Origin of the sequence: Pseudomonas sp. NPDC089396, assembly GCF_044749545.1 — a bacterium.
In the GTDB taxonomy this organism is placed as follows: domain Bacteria; phylum Pseudomonadota; class Gammaproteobacteria; order Pseudomonadales; family Pseudomonadaceae; genus Aquipseudomonas.
In genome coordinates, this window is sequence record NZ_JBIVIC010000001.1 from 110,576 (window position 1) to 123,515 (window position 12,940).

The 12,940-nt window shown below is 55.3% G+C and carries 16 protein-coding genes; 6 read left to right on the plus strand and 10 right to left on the minus strand.

Features of this window, described 5'->3' with window-relative positions:
* Window positions 1-217: 217 nt before the first annotated feature.
* Window positions 218-1,516 (plus strand): sigma-54 interaction domain-containing protein, encoded by a 1,299-nt coding sequence (locus ACIPZB_RS00555; protein ID WP_400638591.1) that lies wholly within the window; start codon window positions 218-220, stop codon window positions 1,514-1,516.
* Window positions 1,517-2,337: 821 nt separating this feature from the next.
* Here ACIPZB_RS00555 and ACIPZB_RS00560 read toward each other — a convergent pair.
* The 9 genes from ACIPZB_RS00560 to def all read right to left on the minus strand — a co-directional run bounded on the left by ACIPZB_RS00560 (window position 2,338) and on the right by def (window position 9,136).
* Window positions 2,338-3,225, minus strand: a complete 888-nt coding sequence (locus ACIPZB_RS00560; protein WP_400638592.1) for an aldo/keto reductase — start codon at window positions 3,223-3,225, stop codon at window positions 2,338-2,340.
* Window positions 3,226-3,309: 84 nt separating this feature from the next.
* Window positions 3,310-3,963 carry a 2OG-Fe(II) oxygenase gene (locus ACIPZB_RS00565; RefSeq protein ID WP_400638940.1) on the minus strand — a complete coding sequence of 218 codons (654 nt, stop codon included), beginning with the start codon at window positions 3,961-3,963 and terminating at the stop codon, window positions 3,310-3,312.
* A gap of 101 nt (window positions 3,964-4,064) precedes the next feature.
* On the minus strand, window positions 4,065-4,358 hold the full coding sequence (locus tag ACIPZB_RS00570) for an Ada metal-binding domain-containing protein (RefSeq protein WP_400638593.1): 294 nt from the start codon (window positions 4,356-4,358) through the stop codon (window positions 4,065-4,067).
* A 10-nt stretch (window positions 4,359-4,368) separates the two neighbouring features.
* Complete coding sequence (locus ACIPZB_RS00575) at window positions 4,369-5,076, minus strand: 2OG-Fe(II) oxygenase (protein WP_400638594.1); 708 nt, start codon at window positions 5,074-5,076, stop codon at window positions 4,369-4,371.
* Window positions 5,077-5,091: 15 nt separating this feature from the next.
* Window positions 5,092-6,168 carry a bifunctional DNA-binding transcriptional regulator/O6-methylguanine-DNA methyltransferase Ada gene (gene ada / locus ACIPZB_RS00580; protein ID WP_400638595.1) on the minus strand — a complete coding sequence of 359 codons (1,077 nt, stop codon included), beginning with the start codon at window positions 6,166-6,168 and terminating at the stop codon, window positions 5,092-5,094.
* Between the two features lie 91 nt (window positions 6,169-6,259).
* Entirely contained in the window at window positions 6,260-6,898 is a 639-nt protein-coding gene (locus tag ACIPZB_RS00585) for a DNA-3-methyladenine glycosylase family protein (RefSeq protein WP_400638596.1), read from the minus strand.
* A gap of 10 nt (window positions 6,899-6,908) precedes the next feature.
* Window positions 6,909-7,454 (minus strand): methylated-DNA--[protein]-cysteine S-methyltransferase, encoded by a 546-nt coding sequence (locus ACIPZB_RS00590; RefSeq protein WP_400638597.1) that lies wholly within the window; start codon window positions 7,452-7,454, stop codon window positions 6,909-6,911.
* A 225-nt stretch (window positions 7,455-7,679) separates the two neighbouring features.
* On the minus strand, window positions 7,680-8,543 hold the full coding sequence (locus ACIPZB_RS00595; protein ID WP_400638598.1) for an alpha/beta fold hydrolase: 864 nt from the start codon (window positions 8,541-8,543) through the stop codon (window positions 7,680-7,682).
* A 104-nt stretch (window positions 8,544-8,647) separates the two neighbouring features.
* Window positions 8,648-9,136 carry a peptide deformylase gene (gene def, locus ACIPZB_RS00600; protein WP_400638599.1) on the minus strand — a complete coding sequence of 163 codons (489 nt, stop codon included), beginning with the start codon at window positions 9,134-9,136 and terminating at the stop codon, window positions 8,648-8,650.
* A gap of 255 nt (window positions 9,137-9,391) precedes the next feature.
* On the opposite strand from def, the gene ACIPZB_RS00605 reads away from it, so the two are divergent.
* Window positions 9,392-9,892, plus strand: a complete 501-nt coding sequence (locus ACIPZB_RS00605) for an ester cyclase (protein ID WP_400638600.1) — start codon at window positions 9,392-9,394, stop codon at window positions 9,890-9,892.
* 272 nt (window positions 9,893-10,164) lie between these two features.
* Here ACIPZB_RS00605 and ACIPZB_RS00610 read toward each other — a convergent pair whose 3' ends face one another.
* On the minus strand, window positions 10,165-10,446 hold the full coding sequence (locus ACIPZB_RS00610) for a hypothetical protein (RefSeq protein WP_400638601.1): 282 nt from the start codon (window positions 10,444-10,446) through the stop codon (window positions 10,165-10,167).
* 70 nt (window positions 10,447-10,516) lie between these two features.
* On the opposite strand from ACIPZB_RS00610, the gene ACIPZB_RS00615 reads away from it, so the two are divergent.
* From ACIPZB_RS00615 to alkB, 4 genes are all read left to right on the plus strand, one after another.
* Complete coding sequence (locus ACIPZB_RS00615; protein ID WP_400638602.1) at window positions 10,517-10,723, plus strand: hypothetical protein; 207 nt, start codon at window positions 10,517-10,519, stop codon at window positions 10,721-10,723.
* 229 nt (window positions 10,724-10,952) lie between these two features.
* Entirely contained in the window at window positions 10,953-11,510 is a 558-nt protein-coding gene (locus ACIPZB_RS00620) for a methylated-DNA--[protein]-cysteine S-methyltransferase (protein ID WP_400638603.1), read from the plus strand.
* Window positions 11,510-12,229: a 2OG-Fe(II) oxygenase gene (locus ACIPZB_RS00625; RefSeq protein WP_400638604.1), complete on the plus strand. Its 720-nt coding sequence runs from the start codon at window positions 11,510-11,512 to the stop codon at window positions 12,227-12,229. Before ACIPZB_RS00620 ends, ACIPZB_RS00625 begins: the two co-directional genes overlap by 1 nt.
* Before the next feature lie 10 nt (window positions 12,230-12,239).
* On the plus strand, window positions 12,240-12,890 hold the full coding sequence (alkB, locus tag ACIPZB_RS00630) for a DNA oxidative demethylase AlkB (protein ID WP_400638941.1): 651 nt from the start codon (window positions 12,240-12,242) through the stop codon (window positions 12,888-12,890).
* Window positions 12,891-12,940 lie beyond the last annotated feature (50 nt).

Consider the following 12,940-nt stretch of genomic DNA (forward strand, 5'->3'; position numbering starts at 1 on the left):
TTCTCCAATTTATCTACCGCGCCTTGTAGAGGCGTAGGCAGTGCCGGGAGGTTTATCAAGATGCATGCCAGGGTTTTTCTGCTCGAAAGGCCAATGAAAACGGCGGCTCCTGGCGTATGCCTTGCCAATATGGCAGCTGCACTGGCAGTCGACTGTCAGCTAATGGCAGTGTTTGGCAGTCCTTGTTACCCTGCAGCGGTCATTCCTCGGTGCCGTCATGCCTGAATCCCACTCCCTCATCCTAGCTTTGGTTTCCTACCTCGAACACGATGCGCAGCCTACGATCGTGCTGGATACCGACTACAACATCCTCGCGGCCAACGCGGCCTACCGCCGGCTGTTCGGCCGTGACCAGCAAGCACCACTGGGCGAGAAGTGTCACCGCGTGTCCCATCACTACGCTGTACCTTGCGATCAGGCTGGGGAGCATTGTCCGATGCGCAAGGCCTGGGACAGCAAGGTGCCGGAACGTGTCCTGCACATCCACCACACACCACGCGGGCCGGAACACGTGGATGTCGAGCTGCGCCCCATCCTCGATGAACAGGGCAGGGTGGTGGCCTTCGTCGAGCGCCTGACCACTGTTACCCTGGCCTCGGCACAACCACAGCAACAAGGCCTGGTGGGACGGGCGCCAGCCTTCAAGGCCGCACTGGCCAGCCTGCAGCGTGCGGCCCCGGCGCAAATCCCGGTGTTGCTCCAGGGTGAGTCGGGCACGGGTAAAGAACTGTTCGCCCGCGCGATCCACATGGGCAGCCCACGGGCCAACGGCCCCTTGGTGGTGGTCGACTGCACGGGCTTGACCGAGTCGCTGTTCGAGAGCGAATTGTTCGGCTACGAGAAAGGCGCCTTCACCGGTGCCAACCAACGCAAGATCGGCCTGGCCGAAGCGGCCCATGGCGGCACGTTGTTCCTCGACGAAATCGGTGAAGTACCATTGGCCATGCAGGTCAAACTGCTGCGCTTGATCGAGTCCGGCAGCTTCCGCCCGGTAGGCAGCCTGCGCACCGTGCACTCGGACTTCCGCCTGGTATCGGCGACACACAAACCATTGAAGCAGATGGTGGCGGAGGGCACTTTCCGTGAAGACCTGTATTACCGCATCAGCGGCTTCCCCATCCGCTTGCCCGCCTTGCGCGAGCGTGTGGAAGACCTGCCATTGCTCGCCCAGAGCCTGTTGCAGCGCATGCCAGGCAAACCCGCCTCCAGGCTGAGCGTTGAAGCGCAGCAGCATCTTCAATTGCATCCCTTCCCGGGCAACATCCGCGAGCTGCGCAACATTCTGGAAAGGGCCCACCTGTTCGCCGACGACGGGCTGATCCGGCCAGAGCATTTGCCGGAAGACGTCGGCCCTGAACACGCTCGCGGGTTCAGTAAAGGACGAGGACGCAACGAATTGGGTGAGCTGGCGCAGGCGCTCGAACAGTTTCAAGGGTCGCGCAGCGAATTGGCCCGTCACCTTGGCATGAGTGAACGCACCTTGTATCGGCGTTTGAAGGAATTGGGCTTGTCGTAGCTTTCATGGATCAGCCGCCATAAAAAAACCCGCTTGCGCGGGTTTTTTTATGGCGGTCTATCTACACCTGATGTAGGGTCACAAAAAAGCTGGCATCTGAAGCCCAGCGTTTTGGGCTAAAGCCGCATTTTTTCTGTGATCCACCATTGGAGATGTCACAGAAAAAATGAGAATCGCCTACCACATTCTCAAAAAACAGATGCAGCTGTAATCGGCGGGTCGTCCCTCGTACCAGCGTCGATACTAATGAAGCGTTGGTGGTATCGACGCCTGGTTGCAGCCCCCGCAGAAACCGAGAGCAAAAAAGGCACCCAAGGGTGCCTTTTCAGTATGTCTGAGGAGTAGTCGCAGCGATCCTTTAGCTCCCAGCCTTCCAACCTTGGGTTCAGAATCCGACCGGCTATGCCCGTCGTCACTACTTCAGAGAAACCAGCATTCTCTGCTGCCAAAATTGCGGGGGGGTCTTACTGGTGCCCAGTCCCGACGAATGCGCAGTTGCAGTCCTCCGCTACAAGGCTATCCAAGGGGGATCGCTTGTTCAAGCACGTACGATGAGTGGCTTTGGTTTCAACCACAGGTCAGGTTGCCTAATCTCTACACCCGCTACAGGTAGGGAAAAACGTCATCCACTGATGACTGCCTGCTCGCCCGAAACATCCCCGCTGCTGAGGACAACCTAGGCTGTCCCCCTTAACTGCCAACGCTTCACTTCATATTTGCTCCTTGGCCTACCGGGAGTTAGCGAGCAGGGTGATTGGCGAGAAAGTTGTGCTAGCACACGTGGGCGTGCGCTAGCGATCAACTCAGAGGCGGCGGGAGAGTCAAGCACCCGGCCCGGGCGTTTCCGGAGCCGCGTGGCCGAGGGCATCCAGCTCGGCATAATCAGCCGCGCTAAGTTCGAACGTTGCTGCTGCCACGTTCTCTTCCAAGTGATTGACCTTACTGGTACCAGGAATGGGCAGCATTACTCTGCTGCGCTTGAGTACCCAGGCGAGCGCAATCTGGCTCGGGGTAAACCCCGTTGTCTTCGACAAACGATCCAGGAAAGAGCCTGGTTTGGCGAGGTCGCCTGCGCCCAGTGGGAACCACGGGATGAAGCCGATACCTTGGCTGGAGCAGAAATCGACGACATCTTCGTAGCGGCGCGTGACCAGGTTGAACATGTTCTGGACGCTGACCACTTGGAAGTACTTCTGTGCCGCCTTGATCTGGTCGATGCCAACCTCGCTCAATCCCACATTGCGGATCAGACCTTCCTGTTGCATCTCTTGGATTACGCCAAATTGCTCATCCTGCGGCACCTTCGGATCAATACGGTGAAGCTGCCAGAGGTCGATTTGCTCGACGTTGAGTCGACGCAGGCTCATCAACACTGCATGGCGTAGGTATTCAGGCCGACCAACAGGAGCCCACTTGTTCTCGCCGTGTCGGACAAAGCCACCTTTGGTAGCGATTAGTAGGCCGTCGTAGGGGTAGAGGGCATCGCGAATCAACTCTTCGCCGATCTCGGGCCCGTAGCTGTCAGCGGTATCAATAAAGTTCACGCCGAGGTCTGGAAGTCGACGCAATGTAGCAAGGCAGCCTTCGCGATCTTTGGGAGGGCCCCAAATTCCGTCGCCTACGATGCGCATCGCTCCATAGCCGAGGCGATTGATTTCGATATCGCCCAGCTTGAACTGGCCGGACAAAGCTGCATTTACGTCGCTCATAAAAGAGCTCCTAGGTCAGTGAGTTCTACCGATATTGTTGCGGCACGACCCTGGGATTGAGCTCCGTTTCTTGCTACTGATCTGTTACTTGGCATCGTGGAAAATGATGCCAAGGGTTCGGCGAGCACCACTGTGTATGCGACTGACGCCATGTCGCATGCTGACGCGGTAAACCCCTCGTGTGGATCGCGCTGGACGACTATTCACCGCAAAGATTACAGCCTGGCCTTGGCGCAGATTGACTACCTCCGCTCGACCGGGTTTTTTCGGATCACTCTCTGTGAGGATGAGCTCGCCACCTGTGAAATCCAATCCTGGCTCATCGAGAAGGAAAACGACCTGGAAAGGGAACACGTGTTCACCATAAAGATCTTGGTGCAGGCAACAGTAGTCATTTCCCTTGTAGCTCAGAAGCAGGGGGGTAGGTCTGCACTGACCCGCTTGATGGCATACGTCCTTAAATTCATCGTGTGTGGGCGGGAATTGCCCCTCAATCTTGAGTACCGAATGCCAACGATTGGCAATGGGCGCCAGTTGCCCATAAAGGCGACTGCGTAGTTCGGTAACGATATCCGGGAGCGGGTAGGAAAAGTATTGATATTCCCCGCGACCGAAGGCGTAACGCTCCATCACGATTCGGCTTCGGAAGAGGTGGCCATCGCCGTAGAGAGCAGCCAGCCTCTGGCAGGTATCTCGATGTAGCAGTTGAGGAAGTACCGCGAAACCGTCCCGGGCCATCGATACTTCCACTGCCCGCCAATCCAGTTGCTCTATGCAGGCTACTGCTGAGTGATCAGTCGTGAGACCGTCCTCAAGAGCCAACGTTGATTGATTGCTCATTAGGGTTCCTGGTTGAGTGTTGTTGGCGGCCAGTTGCCTACTTTCCATTGTCTATGTTCAGCGGGCATGCAGACTGCGCAAGGGCGGTAGCCCGCCGCGATAGCAGAAGATTCGTCGAGAAAGAAAACGCGGTATTTCACATATCCACCGCGGGCTATAGCTTGCAAGGCCGCACGGCAGTCGAATTTTCCGTAGAGCTTGGTGCGTCGGTGGCCGCCTAATGTGCCGGCTTGAGTGCTTGGGTAAAGAATGCCGTCCGAACCTATCAACATCCAAGTACGATCAGGGACCATGGCTCAGTTCTCAGGGTGAAAAATGGAAGCTGATTGAAAAGCCGACTCGCTCACCGCTTCGCACACGGCTGATTGCGTGTTTCACGTTGACCCGGTAAAAGCCCTTGCTGCCTTTGAAGGGACGTTGGGAGGTTGTGATGATCGCGATATCTCCCTTTTGAAGCGGGACAACCATGGGTCGAGATTGCATCCGAGGACGCTGCTCAGTGAGAACGAGCTCGCCGCCGGTGTGGTCCTCTCCAGCAGTACTCAGCAGGCCAACCAGTTGGAGCGGAAAAACACGATCTCCGTCAGCATTCTGTTGCAGGCCCAAGTAGTCCTCTGCGCAAAAACAGGTCAGCTCTGTCAGCTCTTTTTGCTGGCCGGCTTCGAGGCACTCAGCCTCAAACTGCTGCAGATTTTCGGGGTAGCGGTAAGACAGCTGAAGAGTCTCGTTCCAGTGATTAGCTACCTGTGCGAGTGGCCCGTAAAACCCTTCTTTGAGGCTGGAAAGCACGGTCGGAAGTTCGCTCATCCAGCGGATAGATAAACCCTGTCCCAACTGTTTGGCACTCAGATTGATCCGAACTTGAGCCGCGTCGCCTGTCCGGAGCTTAGCAAGCTCAGCGATTGAGTCGGCATTCAGAATTCCTTGAAGAACTGCAAAACCTTCTTGATCGAGTTGGGCGGTAATGTTCTGCCAATCGAGGTCTTCGATGGCTGTGGCGAATCTGTTCATGGCGGTCACGAGCTCTCAGGAAATGGTTTCGCGTTTCAGGAGTTCGCGCTTTCGCTCCACTCCCCACCGATATCCAGAAATATCGCCATCGCGGCGTACAACCCGGTGGCAGGGAATAGCAACGGCAATGTGGTTGGCGCCGCAGGCCTGAGCGACAGCTCGCACCGCTTTAGGTGAACCAATACGTTCTGCGATTTCGGTGTAGCTCGCAGTTGTCCCAGGAGGGATTTCCCGAAGCGCCTGCCACACACGTTCCTGGAAGGCCGTGCCTCTGACATCCAGAGGCAAGTTCAAACCCAGTGACGGGGCCTCGATGAATCCAACGACCTGGGCAACCAGTTGCTCGAATTCGTGATCACAGCCAATCAGGTTTGCCTTGGGGAATTGGTCCTGCAGATCAGTGACAAGAACATCGGGGTCCTCTCCTAGGAGAATTGCGCAGATCCCTTTTTGGCTCTGAGCTACGAGAATTGCGCCGAGTGAGCATTCGCCGACGGCAAAGCGAACAGTTGCCCCCACACCTCCGTCGCGATATTCCTTCGCCCGCATGCCCAGCAGCTGCTCGGAAGTCTCGTAGAATCGACTATTTGAGTTAAAGCCAGCGCTGTAGATCGCCTCCGTCACTGAAGTCTCTGCGTGCCCTAATTCTTCACGCAGCTTGCGTGCACGGGCCGCCGAGGTGTATGCCTTCGGCGTCAATCCAGTTTCTGCTTTAAACACCCGGTGAAAGTGGAACGCGCTCATGCCCAGTTGAGCGGCCAGTTCGTCCAAAGTTGGAGGCGTCTCGGAACAATCGATGAGGCGACATGCTTTCGCTACCAATTCTGCGCGCTGCTCGCTAGCGCATGTTTGGTCGCCTGCGGCGCGACGGCTTGGGCGATACCCGGCAGCCTCCGCCAGTTCGGCACTAGAGAAAAAGGTCACGTTTTCTCTTTTAGGGAGCCTGGCTGATGAGCTAGGCCGGCAGTACACGCCCGTTGTGCGCACGGCATAGACGAAATGCCCGTCTGCTGCGGCATCTCGGTCCAGAACGGCTTTCCATCGCTGCTCGTCTGTCTCGAAGGAGGCGCCCGGTTGAGGAGCTCGGTTCATAGCGACATCTCGCAAAAATCGAAGTGGAGGCCAGTTTAGAGAGAGGTCCAATCGCAAGAACTCCGGTTCTTGCGATTGAAATCAGGCTCTATCAGCGAGTCGGTATCCGCCACAGGTACCAGGCCGCAATCGTGCGATAGGGACTCCACTTTTCCCCGATTTCTCGCATCTGTCTCGGTGTAGGCGCTTTTTCGAGACCCTTCAAACGGCGATACCCTTCTCGCACGCCAAAGTCATCGACGGGCAGGATGTCGGAGCGCTCCAGGCTGTAGATGAGGAACATCTCTACAGTCCAACGACCAACGCCACGAAGTGATACAAGCCGCTCAATTAACTCGGCATCACTCATGCCCTTCGCTTCGGACAATGAAGGGACGACATCATCAAGGCGGGCTTGGGCAATGCCGCGAATAGTCGCCAGCTTGGTTGCTGAGAAACCGCAGGCCCTCTGTAGCTCAGGGTCTGTAGCCAGCAACTGTTCGGGGCCTGGGAAAGCTGTGCTTGGATACAACGCCAGCAGCCTGGACAGAATCGCATCTCCAGCCTTGGCGTGAAGCTGCTGGTAAGCGATAGCCCGAACCAGTGCTTCGAACGGTTCTCGTCCGGGCTTCGTCTCATGCCGGCACGGGCCGGTGGCGACGACATGGCGGTTCCAATCGTCATCAAGGCATCCCAAGAATGCCTCTGCACTGGCATAAGCTTCGGGGGAAACATCAGCAAGGATCTTCATTTCTACGTTTCTAAAACCCGGGAAAAGAGGCAGTTTGTGGTGCTGGTGGTTCGATAGCCTTCTCATGTTCGAGCAGCCAACGTTTTCGATGCAGGCCCCAAGCAAATCCTTTCAAATCACCATTGCTGGCTACCACTCTGTGGCAAGGGATAATGATTGCGATGGGGTTGCTGCCCACTGCCGCACCGATCTCGATTGCCGCTCGCGGATCGGCGAAACCCAATTCACGTGCCAGCGCACCGTAGCTGGTGGTTTTACCATCCGGTATTTGCCGCACGGCGTTCCATACACGCCCCTGCAACGAATCTCCGGCGGGGGCAATGGCCAGCTCAGACAGCGCTCCGGTCTGACCCGCGAAATAGGCCCGCAGCGCAGCGGCGACAAACTCAGGCGCTTCGCTCTGAACCAGCTGTGGGTCACCGAATCGCGCACGAAGTCCTCGGTTGAGACGGCTTTCGTGATCGGCGAAGTCCAGTGCCCTGATGCGCCTTTCAGGATCGGTCACCAGCAACAGTTCACCTAACGGTGAGCTCAGGTGGCTTAAAAATAGATGCATGCTGAATACCTCAACTCAATCGGAGGAGATCGTGCTCTCCGAGAAGAAATACTTCGCCACTGCTCAGATGTAGCTCGGTACCCCCGTCATCGTTTTCCATCCATCGAGCAAATCCAGCGTCAACGATCGCTTGTAGATCTGCCATGACCTGGTATTTCACCTCAGCTTGCTGGGTCGCTGTCGGCTCAAGACTCGGAGCGGAGGATGTCCAGGTCATGTGCATGATCAGCTCAGCTTTTGCCAGAAGGAGCGCAGGGCTTCGTTGAGCTCATCGGGACGCTCCTCTGGGAAGAGCAATCGAGCATTCGCAATTTCCACCTGACTGACGGGGCCGGCCAACCTGGCGGCCAAGAAGTCGGACCATTGCTTGCCGAAGAAAATGTCACCGGTACCCCACACGATCAGTGTTGGGACACTTAACTCTTTCAGCGCCGGCTCCAGGCGGATTGTCTGGCTGTTATCAAATGCCAGGATGAAGCGCGCCAGGTCGTTAGTTCGTTGGGCTGAGATCAAGTGAGGGAGAACGTAAGCGTCGATCGTCGCATCGCTGACCTTGCTAGAGTTCTCGTAGGCACCCTCCATGCCGTTTGGCCCTCGAAACTCCGATTTATCGTCCACCATGCTCCGTAAGGTCTTCGGTAAGCCGCCATCGGCCACCATGTCGAGGAAGCCTGAGAATTCTTTAGGCGGCCAGTTATCGTGGACATCGCCATTGCTCAACGTGAGGCTGCGCAGTCGATGTGGATAACGAGCGGCAAAAATTTGCGCGATACCAGTGCCACTGTCATTGGCGACGAGATCGAGCGTTTCAATGCCTAGTGCGTCGATGAATTCGACCAGCATCTCTGCTTGAGCTTCAAATGAGACAGATTGATCGGGTGCGATCTGAGTAGCGCCATGTCCCATCAGGTCGACCGCAATGCAACGTCGAATGTCCGCAAGCGCAGCCAACTGGTGACGCCAGAGGTGGCTGTTCACGATAACGCCATGAACAAACAAGGCTACGGGGCCGTCACTGGAAGACTGCTTGTAGCTGATACGGCCTGATGGGGTGTCGATGAAATTGCTGGTAATCAATGGTGCCGGCATCGTCGGACCTGCTAATCGTTGAAGATGAGGTCATCACTCTAATGACCGGGCACCCACAAAAAACTCCGACTCTTGCTTTTGAATCAGCTGGGTACCATCCGTGATCAGCGATGTGCGCTGCGACGATATTGGGAGCGCTGTTTCATCGTGGCGTGATCCATTAGCGTTTGCCCGTTCAGGTGGTCAATTTCGTGCTGAATGCAGGCCGCGAGCCATCCCTCCGCAATCATCGAAAAGGAATGCCCCTGCGCATCCAACGCTTCGATCTGGATGCTGCGGCTGCGACGAATTGGTAGGTAGAAGCCCGGTATCGAAACACACCCTTCCTCAAAATGAGAATGATCAGGCGCTGCCGAGGAGACCATTGGGTTGATGAGGACGAGCGGGGAACTCTGGTTTTCTGATAGGTCTACAACCACAACCTGTTTCTTCACGTTCACCTGGGGAGCGGACAGACCTATCGCTTGGTGGTGATACATCGTTTCCAACATATCCGACACCAATTCCTCTAATGCATGGCCGAAGACCTCTACCGGGTGAGCAGATTTGCTCAACCGCGGATCGGGGTATCGTAAGACGCCAAGGATCGCCATTTCGTACTCCTCAGTCGCCGGATCATGGGCTCTGCGCATGCGCGCATTGCGTGAGCCGGGTGCGCTAGAGGATCTCATAAACGCTGATTCACGCACTCGATTTCTTGCCATCTAATCTGCATTTACAGATAAAACTTCAAGGGCAAAAAACGGAGTTTGACCAATCGCTTCATCTCCTAAATTGGCTCCCAGATGTACATCACCACCTGCTTTGACACCGACGGGTGCCGGGCATAAGCCTACTGAGGAGCGAACATGTCGCAAGATAAACTGCAAGCAAACAAAGATATCGTTGAGCGTTGGTTCAAGGCCTTCTGGGGCAACCCGGCTGACCTGAGCATCATCGAGGAGCTGCTGGCTCCGAACGGTCTGGTGCACTACCCGATGCATGGTCCGATCCGCGGCCATGAGGCAGTTCGCAAGATGATGACCGACTTCCGCGAAGCCTTCCCGGACCTTAATTTCTGGGGTACCAGCCCTCTGATCGCAGAAGGCGACTACGTTGTAGGCCGCTGGGATGGCGGCGGCACCCATACTGGCCCAGCCTTTGCTGACCTGCCAGTTGGTGCACTGCCGGCTGCTTCCGGTCGCAAGGTCCGCTTCACCGGCACTACCGTCTTCCGTATCGAAAACGGCAAGATCGTAGAAGAAATTGGTGAGGAGGGTGCACTGCTGGCTCTGCAGCAGCTGAACCTGGTCAACCAACCGAACGAGAGCTACCTGGCTCTCTACGAAGTCGATAAAAAGTCTGCGTAAGACTGCAAGGCTGCTACTGGGAAACCGGTAGGTCCAAAAAAGGCTCCCGTAAGGGGGCCTTTTTTATGCTTTGGAAATGACAACGTGATTGATTCTAGGCTGATTCGATTAGCTAGCGGCGATTTCACGGAATCATTTTTTGAGCCTAATCCACGCTGCCCGACTCACTCTGAAAGAGAGAGGGAAAACATAAATTAGAGCGTGAGACTAATTCTCCGAATCGGCCAGGGTTCGGAACGAAAAGGTGGTCTCCTGAAACCATTTCAGGAGATTCAGAAGGAGTGATTTGCTGGTTGAACTGTGCGGCTAAATGGATCAATGGCACCTTTAAAGCCACCGATTTTCAAAACTGTAAATAATCTTTGCAAAGCCTCGCTTTGTAAACGGCCACCAAAACAGGCCATACAATATGCAAAGAGAATCTTACTAATGACTACCAGCACAAAGAAATCAGCTTCGAAATCCATCCAGCGGTATTGGACTGCCACAAAGCTCCGAATCGTGCTTCTCCTTCTGATGGCGTTTCCACGCTGCAGCGTGCCTCTGGTCAGCATCGATCAAAGCACCGTCATTAACCAATCGTTCTACAATGTCCTACCGAAGCAATATGCGGAAGCTCCCTCGATGAACAAGCTTGACCCAGAGACAATCCAAAAGCAGCTTGAATTGTGGGAAGCAGCAACCGCGGCGCAGCGGCAATATGCCGAGGCTCAAGGCAAAGCTTCAGCAGAGCGTTTGGAAGAGCTGCGTCAGCAAGCTGAATTTCTGACATCAGCTGCTAGCTCGTACCACCTCGATAGCATGTCGAGCGACAAGAAAATTCGCCACTAATCCGCCTTGGCTGTCTGTATCTGAAGGCAGCCCCTTCCTAAGCACTTGTAGTCGATGCGCCCGATTTGCCGTTTCAATTGGGCGCATCAACACATTCCTCTTACGTGCTGAGCAAAGCGGATCCGCCTGAAAGCACGTAAGAAAAATTCAATCGCAAGGAGCGGAGTGTCCACATTGGACGCGAAACGTAACCTGATCCCATCATTCGATCAGATCAGGGTTACCGCTAATGAACACTTCGCTCCTGTCATCAATCAACCTAATTTTCCGCGCTCCCGATCAGCTCCCTGCTAAAGCCATACGTTATACAGTCGGCCACACAAGTCTTGGACAGGTTTTGGTTGGTTCCAGCGGCCATGGAATCTGCGCCATTTTCCTGGGTGACACGCATTCGGGACTGATGGGGCAATTGAAGGCGGCATTTCCCCAGCGTGAATTCACCCAAGCAGATGAGACGTTGGGATCTGAACTTGAGCAGGTCATCTCGCTGGTAAATACCGGCAAGACCTCAAAGGTCCTAGACTTGGACGTTGGCGGTACAGTCTTTCAGCAAAAGGTCTGGGCTGCTCTGCACCAAATTCCTACAGGGCAAACTCGCACCTACAGTGATGTTGCTTGTGAGATAGGTAATCCAGATGCTGTAAGAGCTGTTGCCGGTGCCTGCGCCGCAAACGTACTCGCGATCGCGATTCCCTGCCATCGGGTTGTTCGACGTGACGGAGCCATCTCGGGCTATCGCTGGGGTGTTGATCGTAAACGTACTCTCCTGAAGCAGGAGTCCTGCTGATGCCGCGACACTGCAGATCTCTCGATCAGTTCAAGGCATTGGATTGGTCCGAAATGCGACGGTCATTGGATGGATCGGGGTACGCGATAATCCCATCGATAATCACACCCGACCAATGCCGTGAGCTGGCTGCACTTTATGTCGACCAGCAGCATTTCCGCTCTAGGATCGTCATGAAGCGTCACGGATTCGGAAGCGGTGAGTATCAGTATTTTGACTATCCATTACCGCCGCTAATCAGCTTTCTGAGGCACTCGCTTTATCCGCAGTTGGCAGCGATCGCTAACGATTGGAGCGAGCGACTTGGAGACCCCGTACGTTACCCCATGATGTTGGCTCCATTCCTCGAACGCTGCCATCAAGCCAAGCAGACGCGAGCTACGCCGCTTCTGCTGCAGTACCAAGCCGGTGACTACAACTGCCTGCACCAAGACTTATACGGAGAGCATCTCTTTCCTCTCCAGGCGGCCGTCCTTCTCTCCGTGCCAGATGTCGATTTTGGTGGGGGCGAGTTCGTGATGACAGAGTACTCGTCGAGCTCGCATCGCGCAGAAGTCGTACCGCTACAACAGGGGGATGCTGTCATTTTTGGGGTTCAGTCAAGACCGGTCGCTGGACGACGCGGGAAGTCGAGGAAGGTCTTCATGCGCCATGGTGTCAGTCGCATAACAGCCGGACTTCGACACACCGTAGGGATCATTTTTCATGACTCCAAGTGAGCAGTTACCTATGGCAACTTTCCACATGTTCCCACCAGACCAAGCCAATCTCCGCGAAAAGATTGGTACCCAGGCATTTGTACTTCGAGGCTTTGCATTGCCTCTGGTACCTCAGCTGCTCCAAGCGATTAGTACGTTGCAGCAGGGCTCGCCTTTCCGTCACATGGTGACTGCAGGTGGATTCACGATGTCGGTCGCACTGACCAATTGTGGAGATCTCGGTTGGACTACTGATCGACGAGGCTATCGCTACACAGCCAACGATCCGCTCAGCGGTCAACCCTGGCCAGAGATGCCAGCTGTCTTCGCCAACCTTGCGCGCCAGGCTGCTGCGGCCGCAGGATTTGAGAACTTCCAACCTGATGCCTGCCTGGTGAATCGCTATTTGCCTGGGTCTAGGCTTTCCCTCCACCAAGACCGAAACGAGCGAGATTTTGATGCTCCAATCGTTTCAGTCTCGTTGGGCGTGAATGCCATTTTTCTTTTTGGGGGGCTGGAGCGATCAGACAAAACCACGAAAATTCCCCTCACGCATGGCGATGTCGTAGTTTGGGGCGGTATTGATAGGATGCGGTATCACGGGGTGATGCCAATTAAGGAATCGATCCATCCACTCTTGGGTGACCAGCGAATCAATTTCACATTCCGAAAAGCCGGTTAAGGTCTTACACAAGCACGATCGACCAGTTACCGAAAATCTTAAGTTTTCCC

What these genes read in the sequence shown, in the direction of transcription:
- ACIPZB_RS00555 (WP_400638591.1), top strand. Translation starts at nt 218, where the DNA reads ATGCCTGAATCCCACTCCCTCATCCTAGCTTTGGTTTCCTACCTCGAA.
- ACIPZB_RS00560 (WP_400638592.1), bottom strand. Translation starts at nt 3,225, where the DNA reads ATGAGCGACGTAAATGCAGCTTTGTCCGGCCAGTTCAAGCTGGGCGAT.
- ACIPZB_RS00565 (WP_400638940.1), bottom strand. Translation starts at nt 3,963, where the DNA reads ATGGCCCGGGACGGTTTCGCGGTACTTCCTCAACTGCTACATCGAGAT.
- ACIPZB_RS00570 (WP_400638593.1), bottom strand. Translation starts at nt 4,358, where the DNA reads ATGGTCCCTGATCGTACTTGGATGTTGATAGGTTCGGACGGCATTCTT.
- ACIPZB_RS00575 (WP_400638594.1), bottom strand. Translation starts at nt 5,076, where the DNA reads ATGAACAGATTCGCCACAGCCATCGAAGACCTCGATTGGCAGAACATT.
- ada (WP_400638595.1), bottom strand. Translation starts at nt 6,168, where the DNA reads ATGAACCGAGCTCCTCAACCGGGCGCCTCCTTCGAGACAGACGAGCAG.
- ACIPZB_RS00585 (WP_400638596.1), bottom strand. Translation starts at nt 6,898, where the DNA reads ATGAAGATCCTTGCTGATGTTTCCCCCGAAGCTTATGCCAGTGCAGAG.
- ACIPZB_RS00590 (WP_400638597.1), bottom strand. Translation starts at nt 7,454, where the DNA reads ATGCATCTATTTTTAAGCCACCTGAGCTCACCGTTAGGTGAACTGTTG.
- ACIPZB_RS00595 (WP_400638598.1), bottom strand. Translation starts at nt 8,543, where the DNA reads ATGCCGGCACCATTGATTACCAGCAATTTCATCGACACCCCATCAGGC.
- def (WP_400638599.1), bottom strand. Translation starts at nt 9,136, where the DNA reads ATGGCGATCCTTGGCGTCTTACGATACCCCGATCCGCGGTTGAGCAAA.
- ACIPZB_RS00605 (WP_400638600.1), top strand. Translation starts at nt 9,392, where the DNA reads ATGTCGCAAGATAAACTGCAAGCAAACAAAGATATCGTTGAGCGTTGG.
- ACIPZB_RS00610 (WP_400638601.1), bottom strand. Translation starts at nt 10,446, where the DNA reads ATGCTGACCAGAGGCACGCTGCAGCGTGGAAACGCCATCAGAAGGAGA.
- ACIPZB_RS00615 (WP_400638602.1), top strand. Translation starts at nt 10,517, where the DNA reads ATGAACAAGCTTGACCCAGAGACAATCCAAAAGCAGCTTGAATTGTGG.
- ACIPZB_RS00620 (WP_400638603.1), top strand. Translation starts at nt 10,953, where the DNA reads ATGAACACTTCGCTCCTGTCATCAATCAACCTAATTTTCCGCGCTCCC.
- ACIPZB_RS00625 (WP_400638604.1), top strand. Translation starts at nt 11,510, where the DNA reads ATGCCGCGACACTGCAGATCTCTCGATCAGTTCAAGGCATTGGATTGG.
- alkB (WP_400638941.1), top strand. Translation starts at nt 12,240, where the DNA reads ATGGCAACTTTCCACATGTTCCCACCAGACCAAGCCAATCTCCGCGAA.